At 67.1% G+C, this 18,073-nt stretch carries 18 protein-coding genes and 1 rRNA gene; 6 read left to right on the top strand and 13 right to left on the bottom strand.

What is annotated here, in order from left to right:
* The 7 genes from NCCP691_RS13900 to NCCP691_RS13930 all read right to left on the bottom strand — a co-directional run.
* Positions 1-116: ribosomal RNA gene (locus tag NCCP691_RS13900) — 16S ribosomal RNA — on the bottom strand; the annotation flags it as partial.
* A 458-nt stretch (positions 117-574) separates the two neighbouring features.
* The gene (locus NCCP691_RS13905) at positions 575-1,513 is read right to left on the bottom strand and encodes a phytoene/squalene synthase family protein (RefSeq protein WP_220809147.1); all 939 of its coding nucleotides are present in this window, start codon (positions 1,511-1,513) and stop codon (positions 575-577) included.
* On the bottom strand, positions 1,510-3,003 hold the full coding sequence (locus NCCP691_RS13910; RefSeq protein ID WP_220809148.1) for a phytoene desaturase: 1,494 nt from the start codon (positions 3,001-3,003) through the stop codon (positions 1,510-1,512). Before NCCP691_RS13910 ends, NCCP691_RS13905 begins: the two co-directional genes overlap by 4 nt.
* Positions 3,000-4,148 (bottom strand): lycopene beta-cyclase CrtY, encoded by a 1,149-nt coding sequence (gene crtY, locus NCCP691_RS13915; protein ID WP_220809149.1) that lies wholly within the window; start codon positions 4,146-4,148, stop codon positions 3,000-3,002. Before crtY ends, NCCP691_RS13910 begins: the two co-directional genes overlap by 4 nt.
* Positions 4,141-5,415, bottom strand: coding sequence for a glycosyltransferase (locus tag NCCP691_RS13920; protein WP_220809150.1), 1,275 nt, complete (start codon positions 5,413-5,415; stop codon positions 4,141-4,143). The genes crtY and NCCP691_RS13920 overlap by 8 nt, the downstream gene beginning before the upstream one ends.
* 8 nt (positions 5,416-5,423) lie before the next feature.
* A complete protein-coding gene (locus tag NCCP691_RS13925; RefSeq protein WP_220809151.1) occupies positions 5,424-6,128 on the bottom strand; it encodes a fatty acid desaturase in 705 nt (234 codons plus the stop codon).
* Entirely contained in the window at positions 6,125-6,595 is a 471-nt protein-coding gene (locus NCCP691_RS13930; RefSeq protein ID WP_220809152.1) for a sterol desaturase family protein, read from the bottom strand. The genes NCCP691_RS13925 and NCCP691_RS13930 overlap by 4 nt, the downstream gene beginning before the upstream one ends.
* Before the next feature lie 238 nt (positions 6,596-6,833).
* On the opposite strand from NCCP691_RS13930, the gene NCCP691_RS13935 reads away from it, so the two are divergent.
* Positions 6,834-7,004 carry a CsbD family protein gene (locus NCCP691_RS13935; RefSeq protein WP_220809153.1) on the top strand — a complete coding sequence of 57 codons (171 nt, stop codon included), beginning with the start codon at positions 6,834-6,836 and terminating at the stop codon, positions 7,002-7,004.
* A gap of 41 nt (positions 7,005-7,045) precedes the next feature.
* Here the strand turns inward: NCCP691_RS13935 and NCCP691_RS13940 are convergent, their stop codons facing one another.
* The 4 genes from NCCP691_RS13940 to NCCP691_RS13955 form a co-directional block, all read right to left on the bottom strand.
* A complete protein-coding gene (locus tag NCCP691_RS13940; RefSeq protein WP_220809154.1) occupies positions 7,046-7,582 on the bottom strand; it encodes a class IV adenylate cyclase in 537 nt (178 codons plus the stop codon).
* Between the two features lie 8 nt (positions 7,583-7,590).
* The gene (locus NCCP691_RS13945; protein ID WP_238482437.1) at positions 7,591-8,391 is read right to left on the bottom strand and encodes an acyl-CoA thioesterase; all 801 of its coding nucleotides are present in this window, start codon (positions 8,389-8,391) and stop codon (positions 7,591-7,593) included.
* Positions 8,392-8,487: 96 nt separating this feature from the next.
* Positions 8,488-9,447: an aldo/keto reductase gene (locus NCCP691_RS13950; RefSeq protein WP_238482438.1), complete on the bottom strand. Its 960-nt coding sequence runs from the start codon at positions 9,445-9,447 to the stop codon at positions 8,488-8,490.
* Positions 9,428-10,729 (bottom strand): NTP/NDP exchange transporter, encoded by a 1,302-nt coding sequence (locus NCCP691_RS13955; protein WP_220809155.1) that lies wholly within the window; start codon positions 10,727-10,729, stop codon positions 9,428-9,430. Before NCCP691_RS13955 ends, NCCP691_RS13950 begins: the two co-directional genes overlap by 20 nt.
* A 215-nt stretch (positions 10,730-10,944) precedes the next feature.
* On the opposite strand from NCCP691_RS13955, the gene NCCP691_RS13960 reads away from it, so the two are divergent.
* Positions 10,945-11,493, top strand: coding sequence for an SRPBCC family protein (locus NCCP691_RS13960; RefSeq protein WP_220809156.1), 549 nt, complete (start codon positions 10,945-10,947; stop codon positions 11,491-11,493).
* A 30-nt stretch (positions 11,494-11,523) separates the two neighbouring features.
* Here the strand turns inward: NCCP691_RS13960 and NCCP691_RS13965 are convergent, their stop codons facing one another.
* On the bottom strand, positions 11,524-13,029 hold the full coding sequence (locus NCCP691_RS13965) for a hybrid sensor histidine kinase/response regulator (protein WP_220809157.1): 1,506 nt from the start codon (positions 13,027-13,029) through the stop codon (positions 11,524-11,526).
* 227 nt (positions 13,030-13,256) lie between these two features.
* Complete coding sequence (gene scpC, locus NCCP691_RS13970; protein ID WP_220809158.1) at positions 13,257-14,783, bottom strand: succinyl-CoA:acetate CoA-transferase ScpC; 1,527 nt, start codon at positions 14,781-14,783, stop codon at positions 13,257-13,259.
* Between the two features lie 168 nt (positions 14,784-14,951).
* Between scpC and NCCP691_RS13975 the strand changes: the two genes are divergently transcribed.
* From NCCP691_RS13975 to NCCP691_RS13990, 4 genes are all read left to right on the top strand, one after another.
* On the top strand, positions 14,952-15,437 hold the full coding sequence (locus NCCP691_RS13975) for a MarR family transcriptional regulator (protein WP_220809159.1): 486 nt from the start codon (positions 14,952-14,954) through the stop codon (positions 15,435-15,437).
* 33 nt (positions 15,438-15,470) lie between these two features.
* Entirely contained in the window at positions 15,471-15,890 is a 420-nt protein-coding gene (locus NCCP691_RS13980; RefSeq protein ID WP_220809160.1) for a VOC family protein, read from the top strand.
* Between the two features lies 1 nt (position 15,891).
* Positions 15,892-16,665 (top strand): gamma-glutamylcyclotransferase, encoded by a 774-nt coding sequence (locus NCCP691_RS13985; protein ID WP_238482439.1) that lies wholly within the window; start codon positions 15,892-15,894, stop codon positions 16,663-16,665.
* Positions 16,666-16,876: 211 nt separating this feature from the next.
* Positions 16,877-18,025: a sensor histidine kinase gene (locus NCCP691_RS13990; RefSeq protein ID WP_238482440.1), complete on the top strand. Its 1,149-nt coding sequence runs from the start codon at positions 16,877-16,879 to the stop codon at positions 18,023-18,025.
* Positions 18,026-18,073: the final 48 nt, after the last annotated feature.

Below are 18,073 nucleotides of genomic sequence, written 5' to 3' on the forward strand. Positions count from 1 at the left end.
TGTTACTCACCCGTTCGCCACTCGCCGCCAGGGTTGCCCCCGCGCTGCCGTTCGACTTGCATGTGTAAGGCATGCCGCCAGCGTTCAATCTGAGCCAGGATCAAACTCTTCAGTTCAATACCTGTTTTGTGCCCTCTCGGGCAGGTTCCGTAGAACCGTCGCTCACTCAAAATACTGACAGGTAGTTCTCTTGCGATTCCTACCTATATTTTGTGCGAGCACTTGATTACTTTTTAGCTTCGACGATTGCTCGCCTACGCACCGTACCAAGTACCCACACTTATCGGCTGTTACTTGTTAAAGATCTGCTTGCCGACGAAGCGTCGTGTTCGTCCGCTGACCATCCCTATCTGTGGTCCGCGCTATGGAAATCAAGGACTTCCTTCGCACTTTTCGCGCTTCACGCACCGAGCGTTTCGGCTCGTTTGTTTGTCGTGCTGCGCGACGGGAGGCGAACTATAGCGAAGACAAAGACCTTGTGCAAGTGCCCGCGCGAAGTTTTTTATTTTTTTCTTTTTGAAGAGCGCGGGTCTTCTAAAAATGGCAATCGCGGGAGACACCGGAAGCGGGTCTGCTACATGCCCGCCTTGGTCCACAGGCCGGTGCGCGGCCGGACGGGCGAGCGTGGCCGGCGGCCGGCGGCGACGCTCGCCGCGACGAATCCTCCGCAGAGATGCCAGAGCTTGCGCGCGTCCGACACCCTGAGCCGTGTATCCCATGCCGCCGGCCCTTCCGCGCGGAGCTTGAGTCCGATGTCGCGATAGATGCGCAGCGCGCCGGCGATCGCCCAGCCGCATCGCCAGGGCAAGGCGGCGATGCCGATGCGGGCGGAGTCGTAGTAAGGCTCGGCCAGTTCGACCAGGTCGCAGGCGAGTGCGTGCAGCGCCGGCGCGTGCGCCGGCAGGTGAGCCTGGCCGGGATCGATGCGCGCGCGTGCCAGCCACTCCTCGGGCAGGTAGCAGCGCCCGACCTGGAGGTCCTCCCGCACGTCGCGGGCGATGTTGGTCAGCTGAAAGGCGATGCCGAGGTCGGCCGCACGATGCATCACCTGCTCGTCGCGCACGCCCATGATGTAACCCATCATCACGCCGACGACGCCGGCGACGTGGTAGCAATAATGCAAGGTGTCGTCGAGCGTGGCGAAGGGCGCTTCGGCGGCGTCGAGCGCGAAGCCGTCGAGCAGTTCGAACAGGTGCCGGCGCGGAATGCGATGGCGGCGCAGCACCTCCCCGAGCGCCGCGAAGGCGGGCAGGTCGCTGGCGTGGCCGTCGCAGACCTTTTCCGTTTCCTCCCGCAGCAGCGCGAGCCGCCGGTTCTTGTCGGCCTGGCTCAGCCGGTGCTGATCGTGGCCGAGCACCTGGCCGTCGATCACGTCGTCGCAATAGCGGCACCAGGCATAGAGCATCATCACGCTCTCGCGCATGCGCGGCTCGAACAGCGCGGCGGCCCGCGCGAAGCTTTTCGATCCGAGGCGGATGCTTTGTTCGCTGTATGCGCTGACGCTTTCCATCATGCCGCGCTCCGCTGCAGGCGATCCTGGAGGATGAGGCCGGCGGTGGCCTTGGCGGAGCCGACGACGCCGGGGATGCCGGCGCCGGGGTGGGTGCCGGCGCCGACGAAGTACAGGCCGGGGATGTCGCGCTCCTTGTTGTGGGTACGGAAATAAGCGCTCTGCCAGAGCACCGGTTCAAGCGAGAAAGCGGACCCGAGGTGGGCGTTGAGTTCGTCGCGGAAATCGCAGGGCGTGAAGATCCGCGCGGTGACGAGGTCGCGCCGCAGTCCGGGGATGATCTGCCGCTCCAGGTAATCGAGTATGCGGTCGCGGTAGCGCGGCCCCTCCACCTCCCAGTCGATCGCGGCGTTGCCGAGATGCGGCACGGGCGCGAGCACGTACCAGGCGCTGTGCCCGGGAGGCGCGAGGCTCGGGTCCGTCACCGTCGGCGCATGCAGATAGAGCGAGAAATCCTCCGCCAGCTCCTTGCCGTGGAAGATGTCCTGCAGCAGTTCGCGATAGCGCGGCCCGAACAGCACCGTGTGGTGCCGCACATCGGGCCGCACGCCCCTGAGGCCGAAGTAGATCACGAACAGCGACATGCTGAAACGCTTGCGCCTGAGCGACGCCGCGCGGCGTCGCCCGGTCGCATCCGCGCGCAGCAACCGGTCATAGGTGTGCATCACATCGGCATTGCTCGCCACGAGCTGGCTGTCGACGCGTTCGCCGCTTTCGAGACGCACGCCCGCCACCCTGCCCTGCTCGACCAGGATTTCATCGACGCCGGCGTTGAGCCGGACCTGGCCGCCGAGCTCGGTGAACAGGCGCAGCATGCCGGCCACGAGGGCGCCGGTCCCGCCCTGCGGAAAGAACACGCCCCACTGGCGCTCCAGCGCATGGATCAGCGCGTAGATGGACGAGGTCTCGAAAGGATTGCCGCCGACCAGCAGCGAATGAAAGCTGAATGCCTGCCGCAGGTGCGGATCGCGGATGAAGCGCGACACCATGTTGTAGACGCTGCGGTAGCTCTCGAGGCGGATCAGTTGCGGCGCCACCCGGACCATGCTGCGGAAATCGGGAAACGGCACGTGGCCGAGCTTGGTATAGCCCTCGTCGAGGACCGCACGGGAATAATCGAGGAAGCGGCGGTAGCCGGCGACGTCGTCCGGCGACTTGGCGCCGATCTGCCGGTCGAGCTCTTCCTGGTCGTTCACGTAATCGAAGCTGTAGCCGTCTTCCCAGCACAGCCGGTAGAAGGGACTGACGGGCAGCAGCGTCACATAGTCGGCCATGCGCCGTCCGGACAGTGCGAACAGTTCCTCCAGCGCGGTCGGGTCGGTGATGACGGTCGGCCCGGCGTCGAAGGTGAAGCCGGCGTCCTGATAGACGTAGGCGCGGCCGCCGGGCTTGTCGCGCCGCTCCAGGATGATGGTGTCGATGCCCGCGCTTTGCAGGCGAAGCGCGAGCGCGAGTCCGCCGAAACCGCTGCCGATGACGATGGCCTTGCTCATGCCTGTCCTCCTGTCCATACCGCCGCCCGCAGCGCGGGCAGCACGGGTACCGGCGGCTTGCCGGCGAGAATCCGGAATTCGTCGAACCGGGTGAGCCGGCCGGCGTAGAAGCGCTCGATCAGGCCCTGCGGCAGGGTGTAGAAGCGCTGCAGGACGCGAAAGCGCTGCGCCGGCGAACCGGCGAAGAACAGCATGCGGTTGAGCAGGCGCATGAACGCCTGGGCGCGCCACTGTTCGACGGAGAAATCATGAATCAGCGCGCGCAGCGCCGGCGGCGTGAAAGTGTCGAGTCGGGCCACGCGGTCGGCAAGACGCACCGCGCAGGGCAGCGAGTAGCCGGTGGTGGCATGGAACAGGCCGGCGCGCAGGCCGCTGCACGGCAGCTGGCGGGCCGGCTCGCGCCAGAATGCATCGATGTCGCCGGACAGGGTGATCGGCAGGATGCCGGATTCTTCGCGCGTGACGGCGGCGATCTTCCATCCCCGTGCGGCGGCGTAGGCGTCGATGCCCGCGCGCGCGCGGACAGCATCCAGCGCCGGCCCGTTGCTGTAGTACGTGTCCTCGATCAGCATCCTGTCTGGACCGAGCGGCAGCGTATAGACGAAACGGTAGCCGTCTTCCTGGGCGACGGTGGCGTCCATGATGCAGGGCAGCGCCTGTCCGTGCGGCGCTTCGAGCATCACTTCCCGGCCGAGAAATTTTTGCCATGCATAGCGCATGTGGTGGGAAGCGGCATGGCCGCGCCCGTCCAGCACCGCTTTCGCCTGCAGCAGCTTGCCGTTCGCCCGCACGCCGGTGGCGGTCAGGTCCTGGACATCGGCGCCGCATACGATCGATGCGCCGAGCATGTCGCGCAGCACTTCCTGGAAGCGCGCCGAGCTGATGCTGTGACAGCCGGTGTCGAGCCGGCGGTGATGGCCGGGGAAACGTACCTCGTAACCGGGCCAGCTGTGCGCGACGAGCGGCCGCAGCCAGTCGAGCTGCCCCGGGCTGAGGTCACGCCGGTAGAAAGACCAGGTATGGTTGCCGCCGGGCGCCGCCTCTCTTTCCAGGATGAGCAGGCGCAGCGAGGGGCGCAGCATCTTCAGCCGCAAGGCGATCAGGCCGTTGGCCAGCCCGCCGCCGACGAGGATCAGATCATGCATGGGCGAGCTCGCTTTCGATCACGTCGCAGGCTCGGCCGACGCCATCCTCTTGCCTTGCCGCCAGCGCAAGCTCGGCGGCGCGGCGGCCCATGCCTTCGCTGCGCAGCACCGAGCGCAGCGCGCGGGCCAGGCTGCGCCGGCCGGTGCGCCTGCCGCCGATGACTTCGGCCGCGCCGAGTCTCGCCATCCGCAGCGCGTTGTCGAGCTGGTCATGCGCGTGCGGCACCAGGACCTGCGGCACACCCGCCTGCAGCGCCTTGAAGACGGTGCCGATGCCGCCCGCATGCACCACGACCGCCGCATGCGGGAAGACGTCTTCGAAGGGGGCGTAGTCGACGCGCAGCGCCCAGTCGGGCAAGGGGTCGGGCAACGGAGAAGTGGCGGCCAGACCGCTGGCCACCAGGAGCGCGCGCATGCCGAGCATGCCGGCCGCCGCCAGGCCCTCGCGGTAAAAGTCGCCGGCATCGTTGCTGGCCGAGCCGGACAGCGTGAATACCGCCAGCGGCGGTCCGCCGCGCGCAAGAAATTCATTGAGTGCCGGCACGCGCTCGCGGCGCGACTCGCCGTACACCGCATTGCCGGTCTGCACGGCGGACGCCGGCCAGTCGGGACGCGGCGAGCCGAACAGCGGCGAGAACATGGCCAGCACGCGCCGCGGCGAATGCTGGCCCTCGTACATCGGGTGCTCGCGGCCGGCGATGCCGAGTTCGCTGCGCAGGTCGAGCACCGGCTTCACCCATTGCGCCGTATGCAGCCGGACATAATGGAACACGCGGGCGTGCAGCGCCGGCGAACGCCCGCACAGCCATCGCAGCAGCGGCGACGGCAGATAGTTGGGCTGGTCGTGCAGCGAGAACAGGGTCATCGGCTGAAACACCGCCGATATCCAGGGAATGCCGGTCCTGGCGGCGAGCAGCGGCGCGGCCAGCGCCATCAGCGACTGGCTGACCAGCAGGTCGGCGTCGGCGGTGGCCCTGGCCAGGTCGGCGTAGCTGTCGCGCACGGCGGGTGCGAGATGGTGCCGGTACGCGAACTCGCCGCCGGTCTTCGGATGCATGAAGCGCGCATGGAAGGCCGCCGTGTTTTCCGGGTCGGGCCGCATGTGACGAAAGCCGAGGCCCGCCGCCAGCACCGCATCGCGGTGGTTGGCGCTGGTGGCGATGCTCACCCGGTGGGCGCGCCGCTGCAGTTCGCCGCCGAGCGCGAGAAACGGATAGAGATCGCCGAGCGAGCCGGCGGTGGCGAACACGATATGGCGCGATGGCATGGGTGTCTTCAGTCTCCTCTTCTCAGCGCTGGCAGGCGCCACCAGGGTACGTCCGGCCGCCGGTGATGTTCATGGTGATAGCCGAAGTGAAAGCAGCTCAGCAGCGAGGCGAGATAGTCGTAGCGGCTGCTGCGCGCGCGGTGCCGGTCGGGGAAGGCGGCGTCGGTCTCGTGCCGGTGAGGCAGGTAGGTGCCGAAATAAAACAGCTGGAACGAGGACAGCAATCCGGGCACGGCGAAGAAGAGCAGGATGTTTTCGATACGGGCGCCGAGCAGCACGTACGCACCGACGCGCAGCGCCATGACCGCGCATTCGCGCGCGCCGAAGTAGGTGCGCATGAAGCGCAGATACCAGGGCAGCAGCGCCGACGGCGTGTCGGGCGCGAAGTCCGGGTCCTGCGGGGTGCCGGCGTACAGGTGGTGGGAGCGGTGCATCGTCACCAGGCGGCGCCAGCCGAAGCCCGCGTACAGCCACACCGCGAGCGCGCCGACGCGCTCCCCGGCCTTGCGCGAGCGGAGGAGCGAGCCGTGCATCGCGTCATGCGCGACGATGTAGAGGCCGACCGACAGCCAGGTCTGCAGCACCACCAGCAGCGCCGTGGCCGGACGGCCGGCGTCGAGGAAGAATACGCCCGCCACGTGCAGCGCCAGCCAGGCGCCGGCGATGAGCACGGCGAGCGTGGCGCCGGTGGCGTCCTGAAGACTGCGCCTCATTGCCGCACCTGGCGCGAACGCAGTTGCCGGCGCACCGTCTCGACCGGCGGCGCATACAGGAAGCCGAAGGAAACCCCGCCTTCCCGGCTGCGTACCGCGTGATGCAGGCGATGCGCGGCCACCAGGCGCCGCAGGTAGGCATGCCTGGGTTGCCAGTTCGGGCCGAAGCGGCGATGCGTGAGAACGTCATGCAGCAGTCCGTAGAGCAGGCCGTAGAGCGTGATGCCGAGCGCGATCCACCACACGCCGGCGTGACTGCCGCCCAGTATGAAGAGCAGGATGGTGGCGCCGGCGAACACGACCGCGAACCAGTCGTTCCGCTCCCAGCCCCGGCCCGCGCCGCGCTCATGATGCGATGCATGCCACTTCCACCCGATCCCATGCATCACATGCCGATGGAACAGCGTCACCGCGATCTCCATGATCACGAGCGTCGCTGTCAGCAGAAGGATGTGGGTGAGTTGCATTGGCGTAAGCAGGCTGGTCGCGGTCCATCCACGATCTTACGGTTGCGGCGGAATGCGCCGCGGTAAACATGCACCGGACCGGACTTTGATCAGACATCGCCGGCGGCCGGGAGTGCGAAATGCTTATCGAGAGCAATTCCGACGATGCGCGGCGGCACGCGAATGGATGTCGCGGGTGAACTCGCGCGGTGCGCCGGCGTCTGAAAGGTGTGAGCAACCATTGACGAAGGAGCCAGTCATGAACCAGGACCAGGTCAAGGGCAACATCAAGGACGCGGCAGGCAAGCTGCAGCAGAAGGCGGGCGAGCTGGCCGGCAACGACAAGCAGCAGGTCAAGGGCGACGTCAGGCAGACGGAGGGCAAGATCCAGAAAGGCGTCGGCAATCTCAAGGACACCTTCGGCAAGTAGGTCAGGCCGTGGATGAAGAAAGGCGGGTATCCCGCCTTTTTTCATTCCGACACGGCTGCCGCGTTTGTCTTTCCCTCGAGCAGATCGAGATAGGCGCCTTCGACGAGCTGCGCCGCATCCACACCCAGCCGCGCCATCAATTGTTGCGCCTCGCGCATGCCGTCCCCGGCCGCCTCGCCGTCGGCCAGCACCACTTCCAGCTCCATGAAATCGCCGAGGCCCTCGACCCTGTCGAGGTGTATGCGCGTCCGCCCCATCATGTAGAGCAACCTCTGCTTCCTCACCCGTCCGCGCATGCCATAGGCGAGCGTCAGCGCTTGCCGCAAGCCATCGGGGCCGGCGGTCTCGGACATCACATAGAAGGACTCCTTCGGCCCTTGTTCATCGGCGCGCCGGTAAAAGATCAGCTGCCCGGTGCCGTCGTCGAACGCGCGCAGCTTCAGGCGTCCGTTCTCGCAGCGGAAGAAAGTGTCGTCCTGCGCGATGGGCTGCGGGCCCGCGCCGCCGATCGCCACCACCCGCCGTTCCAGCGCCCGGATGTCATCCACGCGCGCCTTGATCTCGATGTTCCTTGCCATGCGTGAACCTATTCCTTGAAGTACACCAGCTGATGGCTGGCGGCGAGCAGCTTGCCGTCGCCGCTCCAGATTTCCGCGGACTGGTCGAAGAAGCCCTGTTCGAAGCGATTGGCGCGCGCCACGCCGAGCACGGGCGCGGCACCGACCGCGGCGAGCTGCGCGGCGTCGGCGTGGAAGTAGGTGGTCAGCGTGACGGTGCCCACCGGCACCCACTTCGGACGCCGCACGAAAATGCGCGGGAAGAAGGCGTCGCAGATCGCGGAGAGCGATGCGTAGTCGAGCGGGCGCGGCGGCTGGTCGCGTATCCAGAGCCGGGTCAGGGAGTCGGCGCGCTCTCCTTCCTCCATCGTCAGGGCGCCGTCGATGAAGCGCATTTCATAGCTCGCGGTCCATGCGGCGCGGGGCACCGGCGGCGCGACCGCGACCCTGTCGGCCGGCGGCACCTCGGGAAAGACGGCGTCGGAGGCGGACCAGGTATCGCGCCGGGTGGCGGTAACCGCGGTGGCATAGGCGGCCACGCCGCCGGCCTGCACGAGTTCGACGAGCCAGTGCTGGGTCGTGCGGTTGGTGCGCATCACCCTGGGGACAAGCCCGAATCCGCCGTCGGCGATCGGCGCGGCGTAATGCACCGTGAGCGACACCGGGTCGCCGAGGCGCTGCGGATGCTGCAGCACCGCATTGAGCAGGACGGCGCTGATCATGCCGCCGAATGGGCCGACCATGTTGGCGTAGGCCGGATGGGTGTGGCCGGTGAGCGTTTCCCCGGCGCCGTTCAGCGCGAGCGCTGCGTCGAAAACATGTGCTGTCAATCTCGTCTCCCGTTTTTCTGCATGTCATCCGCGCGCTAGTATCGCTCAGCTGCGGAAAACCTACCGGACGCGCCACGACCCCGCCGGCACCGGGATTCAGCGGCGCCCTTCCCACCACGCCACGATGCGCTTGCGCATGCTGTCATCCGGCAGCACGCCTGTTCCAGCGCGGCAGTTGTCGGCCATGTGGCGGGGACGGCTGGTGCCGGGAATCACGCAGGTGACGGCGGGATGGCCGAGCACGAACTTGAGCAGCACCTGCGCCCAGCTCTCGCAGCCGATCTCCGCCGCCCAGTCGGGCAGCGGCTGGGCGGCGAGGCCGCGCAGCAGGCCGCCGCCGCCGAACGGCTGATTGACGAGCACCGCGATGCCGCGCTCGGCGGCGAGCGGCAGCAGCCGCGCTTCGGCGGCGCGATCGTTGAGGGCGTAATTGAGCTGCACGAAGTCGAGCTTTTCGCCGCGCATCACCGCCTCCAGTTCGTCGTAGGCGCTCTCGGTATAGTGCGTCACGCCGAGATAGCGGATGCGGCCTTCCTCCTTCCACGTACGCAGCGTCCTGAGCTGCGTGCGCCAGTCCACCAGGTTGTGCACCTGCATCAGCTCGATGCGCTCGTCCCGCAGCAGCTGCATCGAGCGGCGCATCTGGCGGATGCCCTCTTCCCGTCCGCGCGTCCAGACCTTGGTGGCGACGAAGGCGCGCTCATGCACGCCCAGTCCCGCCAGCAGATCGCCGGCCACCTCTTCCGAGCGGCCGTACATCGGCGAACTGTCGATCACCGAGCCGCCGGCGGCAAACAGCACCTGCAGCACTTCCCGCAAGGGCGCCCGCTCGGCTTCGCCGGGGCCGGCATCAAAGGTCTGCCAGGTGCCGACGCCGATCACCGGCAGGGCTTCGCCGCTGGAAGGAATCCGCCGGGTGAGCATGCGGGCCGGCGCCGGCTGCGCACCCAGGCCGGGACCCAGGCCGAGACCGACCGCGGCGCCCATGGCCAGGCGCAGAAACTCGGCGCGCGACATGCCGCCTTTCGACGGGCGTTCATTCGATGCGTGGTTCATGATCTTCCTTTCGCTGCGTTGTCGATTCCTCCGCGTACCGCGCCTGCCGCCGCGACAGCCACGCCGACAGTCCCACCCACAGCACGGCGGCCGGCGCGAAGGCCGCGCCCATGCCTGCAAATCCCAGCCCGAGCGCCGTCAATGCCGCCGACAGCCAGCCGCTGACTGCATCGCCGCCGCGATAGACGACGGTATCGATCACATTCTTGGCCTTGTACTTGGCGCCGAGCGCGACCACGGTGAACAGCGTCTCGCGCGCCGGACGGGCCAGTGCATAGTCGAGCGAACGCCGCAGCACCTGCACCGCGCCGAGCACGGCGACGGTGGGCCAGGCAGCGAGCGCGCCGAAGGCGGCCAGCGTGGCGAGCGGCAGCACCGCGAGCGCGACACCCACTCCCGCGCGGCGTATCACATAGGCGCTGCCGAACAGCTGCAGGCTCAGCGCCAGCCCCGACACGCACAGGTCGACCAGGGCGAAGAAGCGCGTGCGCGAGGCCGTGTCCGCAAAGCCGGCGGCGACGATGCGGCCCTGCTCGAAGTACAGCAGGGTGGATGCGCAGCTGTGCAGCAGCAGGTACACGACGATGCCGAGCAGGTAGCGGTCCCTCGCGATGAGCGTGACCCCCGCCAGGATGCCGCCGCCGAGGCGCTCGCCGGCCGGAGGCCCGTCCTTCCCGCCGTGCGATTCCGCATGTTGCAGGCGCCGCAGGCACTGCACCGCGACTTCCAGCAGCAGCGCCGCGATGAGCGCCAGCAGCGCGACGCCGAAGCGTACCGCGAGCACCGCCGCGAGCGCCGGCCCGAGCAGCGCGCCTGCGGTACCGCCGGCCGCGATGAAGCCGAACAACCGCTTGCCCTGCTCGCTGCTGAAGCCGTCGGCCATCACACTCCAGAACACGCTGATCACGAACAGGTTGAACACGCTCAGCCACACGAAGAACACGCGCGATACAGCCACCTCTTGCACGCCGGTCGCGAACAGCGCGCCGAAGCCGAGGATGTTGAGCGCGAAAAAACGATAGACCAGCGGCACGAAGCGGCGCGGCGGCAGGCGCGCGGTGAGCGCGCCGAAGACCGGCACCAGCGCCAGCATCGAGACGAAGGTGGCGGAGAACAGCCAGGGCAACTGGCCGACGCCGCCGACCAGTCCCATCGCGTCGCGCAGGGGACGCAACAGGTAGTAGGCGCACAGCAGGCTGAGAAAGGCGGTGAAGCCGAGCAGCAGCGCCGCCGTTTCCTGCGGCCGCAGCACGACGGCGCGGGCGAGCAGTCTGTGGACCACGGCCTCGGCTGCGCCTGGCTTCCCCGGAATCACTTTTTCCCACCTCCACTTGCTTGCGGTTGCGTCGATAGTCTCATTTTTTGGCGCCGCCCGTGGCGGACGTCCCGCGCCGCGTCCGCTTAGAACTTTGACCAGGAAATACGATCGGACCGTGAATGACGGGGCGCTTGCCTCGTCCGGCCCCTATCCAGATTAAATCGAAGAAAGGATGCGCTATGCTTGGTCGTCGTATTGCTACCGCCGCAGCCATTGCCGTCGGCGGCTACCTGCTCTCCAAACAGCTCACACGCTCGCGCGGATCGGACATGACCTCGACGGTGGAAGAATCCATCGAAGTGGATGTGCCGATCAGCACCGCCTACAACCAGTGGACGCAGTTCGAGGACTTGCCGCAATTCATGGACAGCGTGCATGAAGTCCGCCAGCTGGATGACAAGCGCCTGCACTGGAAGGCAAGCATTGCGGGCAAGGAAAAGGAATGGGATGCCGAGATCACCGAACAGATCCCGGAAGAGCGCATCGCATGGCGCAGCCTCGGCGGCGTGCACAACGCCGGCGTAGTGACCTTCCACAAGATCTCGGAAAACAAGACGCGCGTGATGCTGCAGATGGACTACGATCCCGAGTCGATCGACGAAAAGGTCGGCGACGCCCTCGGTTTCGTCAAGATGCAGACCAAGGCCAACCTCAAGCGCTACAAGCAGCTGGTGGAAAGCCGGGGTGTCGAGACCGGCGCGTGGCGGGGCACCATTCCGCGCCAGTAAGGTAGCGGCAGGCGGGCGCGGGCGTGCCCGCTATGACCGCCGCGCCGGTTCAGTGGCGGCGGCGTCCAGGATCTCGCTCAGCCGCTGCAGGTCCGCCGGCTTGATCAGGTGATGGTCGAAGCCGCTGTCGATGGCCTTGTCCCTGTCGTGCAACTGGCCGTAGCCGGTGACGGCGACGAGCAGTGCCTCGCCGTGACGTGGCAGCCCCCGTATGCGGCGCGCCAGTTCCATGCCGTCCATTCCGGGCAGGCCGACGTCGAGCAGAAACGCGTCGAAGTTTTCCTCGCCGGCGGCGGCGAGTGCCGCATGGGAATCGAACTCGAGCCGCACGCGGTGGCCGAGCGACGTCAGCAGCATGCCCAGCATTTCCGCCGCGTCCCGCCTGTCATCGACCACCATGATTTTCAGCGGCCGCGCGACGCGCGGGATGGTCTTGCCGCGGCCCGCAGCTTCAGCAGGTGCTGCCTGCGGCGCGACGGCGGGCAGCACGACCGTGATCGTCGTTCCCCTGCCCTCGCCCGCGCTGCGCGCGGCCACGCTGCCGCCGTGCAGCGCGACCAGGCTGCGCACGAGCGCCAGGCCTATGCCCAGGCCGCCCTGCATGCGGTCCGGTGCGCGCTCCGCCTGCGTGAACAGCTCGAAGGCGCGGCTGGTCATTTCCTCCGACATGCCGATGCCGTTGTCGGCAATCTCCACCCTGAGTTCGCCCGGCCGGGCGTCGATGCTTACGGCGATCTCGCCGCCGTCCGGCGTGTACTTCGCCGCATTGGCGAGGATGTTGGCGAAGACCTGCACCAGGCGCTTCCTGTCGCCATGGACAAAGGTGCTGCCCGGCGAGGTGTTCACCGCGACCCAGTGGCGGCGGGCCTCGACCAGCGGCCGGACCTGTTCGACCGCCTCCGCGATAATGCCCCGGATGTCTTCATCCCGCCGCTCCAGCCGGATCTGGCCGCGCGTCACGCGGGAGACGTCCAGCAGGTCGTTGATCAGCGCCGACATGTGCGAAACCTGGCGCGAGATCACGTCGCTCGCCTGCTTCATCCCGGCGGCATCCAGCCGTCCGACCTGGAGCAGGTCGGCGGCCGCCGCGATCGGCGCCAGCGGATTGCGCAGTTCGTGCGCGAGCATGGCGAGGAATTCATCCTTGCGCCGCTCGACCTGCATGTCGTCGGTGATGTCGCGGATCTCGAGGATCTTGAGCGAGGGCGCGCCGTCGACGCTGATGGTGCTCGCCGCGCACGACACATGGAAGGGGGAGCCATCCTTCCTGAAGAACAGGTCTCGGTGATTGCGGACGTTTTCGTTGCGGCCGAGGGTGTTGCCGATCGGGCATTCGGTGATCGGGAAAGGCCGCTCGTCGGGGTGGTGATGATGGACCCAGTCGTGAACCGGCTTCGAGACCATGTCTTGCGCGGTAAACCCGGTGATCTCCGTCCATGCCCGGTTGTCGTAGAGGCAGTAGCCGTCGTCGTCCATCACGACGATGCCGTGAACGGAGTTCTCGGCGATGGCGAGGGCCAGGTCCTGCAGTGGCATGAATCGGTTGAGCATCGGCTGGCCCTGTGATGTGTGATCGGGCTTGCAGCGGCCGGCGCCCGGGCGGCCGGACTGGCGCCTCCGGAAAGAGGCACTTGCAAGGGAACAAGTCCAAGCTGCGCAGTGTAGAAGAAGATTGCTCGTGGAGCAACAAGGCAAGGGCGCCCACCGGGGCGCCCTTGCTCCGCGGACCGCCGGTCCGGGTCGACGGAGATGCCGGCGCCGGATCAGGCGGCCGCGAGTTCCGGCAGACCGTCCGGCAGCATGCTGCCCGTTTCGCGGTAGCGGATGTGCCAGGCGAGGGCTTCCTCCAGCAGGTGGGGGGTGTGGCCGCCGCGGCGGTTGGCCTCGGCCAGGTAGTCGAGCAGCAACTGGCGGTAGGGCTCGGGCACGCAGTTGCGCACCACGGTCTGCGCCTTCTCGCGCGGCGCCAGTCCGCGCAGGTCGGCCAGGCCGACCTCGGTCACCAGGATGTCGACATCGTGCTCGTTATGATCCACGTGCGAGGCCATCGGCACGATGCTGGAGATGGCGCCGTTCTTCGCCAGCGACTTGGTGGCGAAGATCGACAGGTAGGCATTGCGGGCGAAGTCGCCGGAGCCGCCGATGCCGTTCATCATGTGGGTGCCGAACAGGTGGGTGGAATTCACATTGCCGTACACGTCGGCCTCAAGCGCGGTGTTGAGCGCGATGATGCCGAGCCGGCGGATGACTTCCGGATGGTTGCTCATTTCCTGCGGACGCAGCACCAGCCGGTCCTTGTAGCGGCCGATGTTGGAGAACACTTCCCTGCCCTTCTCCGGCGACAGCGTGATCGAGGAGCCGGAGGCGAAATCGAGCTTGCCGGCGTCGAACAGATCGAAGGTGGAGTCCTGCAGCACCTCGGAGTACATGGTCAGGTTCTGGAAAGGGCTGTCCGCGAGCCCGGCCAGCACCGCATTCGCGATGGTGCCGATGCCGGCCTGCAGCGGCAGCAGGCTGCGGGTCAGGCGTCCCTGGCGCACTTCGCGCTCGAAGAACGTCACCAGGTGGCCGGCGATCGCGGCGGTTTCCTCGTCGGCGGGCAGGATGTTGGAGGGGCTGTCCGGCTTGTCGGTGAAGACGATGGCGACGATCTTCTCCGGCGGAATCGGGATCATGCTGGTGCCGACGCGGTCGTCCACCTCGCAGATAGGGATCGGGCTGCGATGCGGCCGGCGGCCGGGGATGAAGATGTCGTGCAGGCCTTCTAGCTCGGGCGACTGGCTGAGGTTGATCTCGACGATCACCCTGGAGGCGAGAATCGCGAAGCTGGCGCTGTTGCCGACGGAGGTGCTGGGCACGATGCCGCCGTCCTCGGTGATGGCGACCGCTTCGATGATGGCCACGTCCACCGGCGCGAGCTGGCTGGCGCGCAGGAACTCGACGGTCTCCGACAGGTGGTGATCGACATACATCACCTCGCCGCGGTTGATGGCCGCGCGCAGCACGGGGTCGGACTGGAAGGGGATGCGGCGCGACAGCGCGCCCGCTTCGGTCAGCTTCTTGTCGATGTCGCCGCCGAGGGAGGCGCCGGTGATGAGGGTGATCTTGAGCTTCTCATGCAGGGCCTTCTCGGCCACCGCGAGCGGCACCGCCTTGGCGTCGCCGGCGCGGGTGAATCCGCTCATGCCGATGGTCATGCCGTCCTTCACCCACTGCGCCGCCTCGGTGGCGTCGACCACGCGCGAGCGCAGCTGGGGCATGCGGATACGTTGTTCGAACACTGCTTGCATTGATTTCTCCGGGAGGTGGAAGAGCTGCAGCAGCGAACGGTGCGGGAACCCGACGAAGGATGCTGCCAAACTGCTCACATTCACTAATATACGAGTGATTGAATCACTTAAGCCCTGTTGCGTCAAGGCTATAATCGACAACAGGCGAGACCAGGAGACTTCTGAAAAATGAAGAAAAACGCAAACCGTCGGGTCGCATACCGCAACCTGCCTCAGCTTTTCCTGCAGGCGCGGGAACGCCTGATGATCCACTTCCGTCCCTTGTTTCAGCATTTCGGCTTGACGGAGCAGCAATGGCGGGTGTTGCGCGCGCTCGACGAACAGGGCGAGCTCGAGCCATGGGAATTGTGCGAGGCCTGTCATTTCCACAGCTCGAGCATGGCCGGCATCCTGGCGCGCATGACGGAGATGAAACTCATCGTCCGGCATGCGGTGCCCGAAGACCAGCGCCGTCTGCGCATCGCGCTGTCGGCCAAGGGCGACCGCACCGTGCGCGATATCGCGCCGCTCATCGACCGCCAGTACCGCTACCTGGAACAGGCGCTCGGCGAGCGCATGGACCGGCTGGCCGCTGCGCTCGAGGATTTCATCGCCGCCGACATGGGGCCGGTGAAGAAGGTGGACTTGCCGGCGGCGGCCGGGGATGGAAAATAGCAGCTGTATGCATTGCGCATGGAGGAGGCTCGGATGAAGGCCCGTATTTCCGTCATCACCCTGGGCGTCGACGATCTCGAACGCGCGCTGCGCTTCTATCGCGACGGACTGGGATGGCGCACCGATGGCGTCGTCGGCCAGGAGTTCGAACACGGCGCGGTCGCCTTCTTCGATCTCGAAGGCGGACTGAAACTGGCCCTGTGGCCGCGCGCCAGCATGGCCGCGGACAGCGGCCTGCCCGCACCGGCCGCCACAGGCGGCGTGACGCTCGGCCACAACGTGCGCACGCAGGCCGAAGTCGACGAGGTGATGGCGCGCGCGGCCGCCGCCGGCGGACGCATCGTCAAACCCGCCGCGCCGACATTCTGGGGCGGCCGCTCCGGCTACTTCCAGGACCCGGACGGACACCTCTGGGAAGCGGTCTGGAATCCGCAGCTGCTGCCGGCCGGCTAGCATGACCCGCGCCCCCATCGCGGCACCCGAAACCGCCGCCGACTATTCCCCACCCGCAGAAGGCCGGATGCCCGCGCGCCGCATGTCCCTGACGCCCGAACTCGTGGCCCTGGTCCACCGTGCCGTGGAAGACCCCGGCCCGATCGCCGGCGTCGATTACCAGACGGACGACGATTACGAGCGCATGGTCGACGGGCTGCTGGCCACGCATCCTCCTGGCGAGGATGCATGGCTGTTCGCCTTCGGCTCGCTGATCTGGAAACCGGAATGCGAGCACACGGAGGAAAGTCCCGGCGTCGCACGCGGCTGGCACCGATCGTTCTGTTTCCGCATCCGCCGCTACCGGGGCAGCGAGGAATGCCCGGGTCTGATGATGTCGCTCGACCGCGGCGGCCAGTGCAAGGGCATGCTGTATCGCATGCCCGCCGCCGGCCTGCGGCAGCAATTGCACAAGCTGTGCAGGCGGGAAACCACGGTCAAGCCCGCCAACACGCTTCCGCGCTGGGTGACGGTGATGCGGGACGGCGCGCCCGTGCGCGCGATCGCTTTCGTCATCAATCGCGGCTCGCGCGCGTATACCGGCAAGCTGGCGCCCGAAGAAATCGCCGCCGTTCTGTCCCGCGCCTGCGGCCATTGGGGATCGGGCGCGGAGTATCTCTTCAATACGGTGCGGAAACTGGAAGAACACGGCATGCACGACCGCTACCTGTGGCGGCTGCAGCGGCTGGTCGCGCGGCGCATCGCGCTCGACCACGGCCTGTCCGCGCCGGCCTGAACGCGGCGGCCGGGCGTTTTGAACTCGCCACGCCTGCGCCGGTCTGTCTTAGGCGTTTCCGTCCGCACACGAAAGCCTCGCGCGTATTCTTGCAGCGCAATGACTCCGGCCGCTGTGCTTGACAAGCCGGCCGCATGGCGCAAAGTGAGGTCTCGGGTGACCCATCCCGCGGCGAGTCGGCGACGCATGGCGTGACACCGAAGGAAACCGAATGACCTTAGCAAGCGACCAGAATACCGATGCGCGCGGCCTCTCGCCGCTGAGTCTCAGGATGCTCGAGCTGCGCGAACCTGTCTTTGCGGAATGGATGAAGAAAGTCAGCTCATCCGTCAAGGGCGCCGGCTCGCTTCCTCACCCCATCCTGATCAACACGCTGCCGACGCTCTACGACAACATCGCCGAAGCGCTGACGCCGGATTATCCGAGAACCGGGGCCGCCAGCGTCACGCCGTCGGCGGCAATGGAGCATGGCGGCGAGCGCGCGCGGCTGACGAACTATGAAGTCACGGCGGTGATCTGCGAGTACCAGATTCTGAGGACGACGATCTTCGAGGTGCTTGAGCAGCACGGCGTCGCGCTCGGCACCCACGAGGTGCGCATCATCAGCACCGCGATCGATGGCGCGGTACGCGAGTCGGCCACCGCGTTTTCGCTCGCGCAGGCGGCCTTCCGCGAGCAGTTCGTCGCCACGCTGGCGCACGACCTGCGCAGTCCCCTCGCGGCCGCGACGGCATCAGCGCAAGTCATTCCCTATCTGCGGGACTTCGACAAACTGGAGAAGGTCGCCGGCAAGATCGTCGAGAATCTCGGCCGCATCGACAAGATGATTCAGGACCTGCTCGATACCGCGGTGTTTCAGGGCGGGCAGAGAATGTCGCTGCATCCGTCCTGCTTCGACATCGCCGAACTGGCGGGGGATGTCTGCGAGCAGGCCGCGACCGTGTTCGGCCCGAGATTCGAGCTGACGGGCCCGTCGGTGCACGGCTGGTGGGACCGCGACGCGATCAAGCGCGCGCTGGAAAACCTGATCAGCAATGCGGTCAAGTATGGCGCGCCCGACACGCCCGTGCGCATCTCTTACCAGACGTATCACGAACGCCTGCTGCTGTCGGTGCACAACCGCGGGGATCCGATCCCGCCGGACCAGGTGGAGTCCATCTTCCAGGTATTCCGCCGCGCGACCGCGGCCAGGCAGGGCGAGAAACAGGGCTGGGGCATCGGCCTGCCCTTCGTGCGCAGCGTCGCGGAAAGCCACGGCGGCAGCATCGACGTCGACAGCGACCAGGAGCGCGGCACCACCTTCGCCATCGATATTCCCCTGGATTGCCGCCCCTTCCAGAACGCACCCGTGCTGTCGTAGCAGGCGTTTGAACTTCGCCCGCCGACGGCTTCTAAGCGATTTCAGCAT

It is taken from the genome of Noviherbaspirillum aridicola (genome assembly GCF_019656455.1).
GTDB classification, from domain to species: domain Bacteria; phylum Pseudomonadota; class Gammaproteobacteria; order Burkholderiales; family Burkholderiaceae_D; genus Noviherbaspirillum; species Noviherbaspirillum aridicola.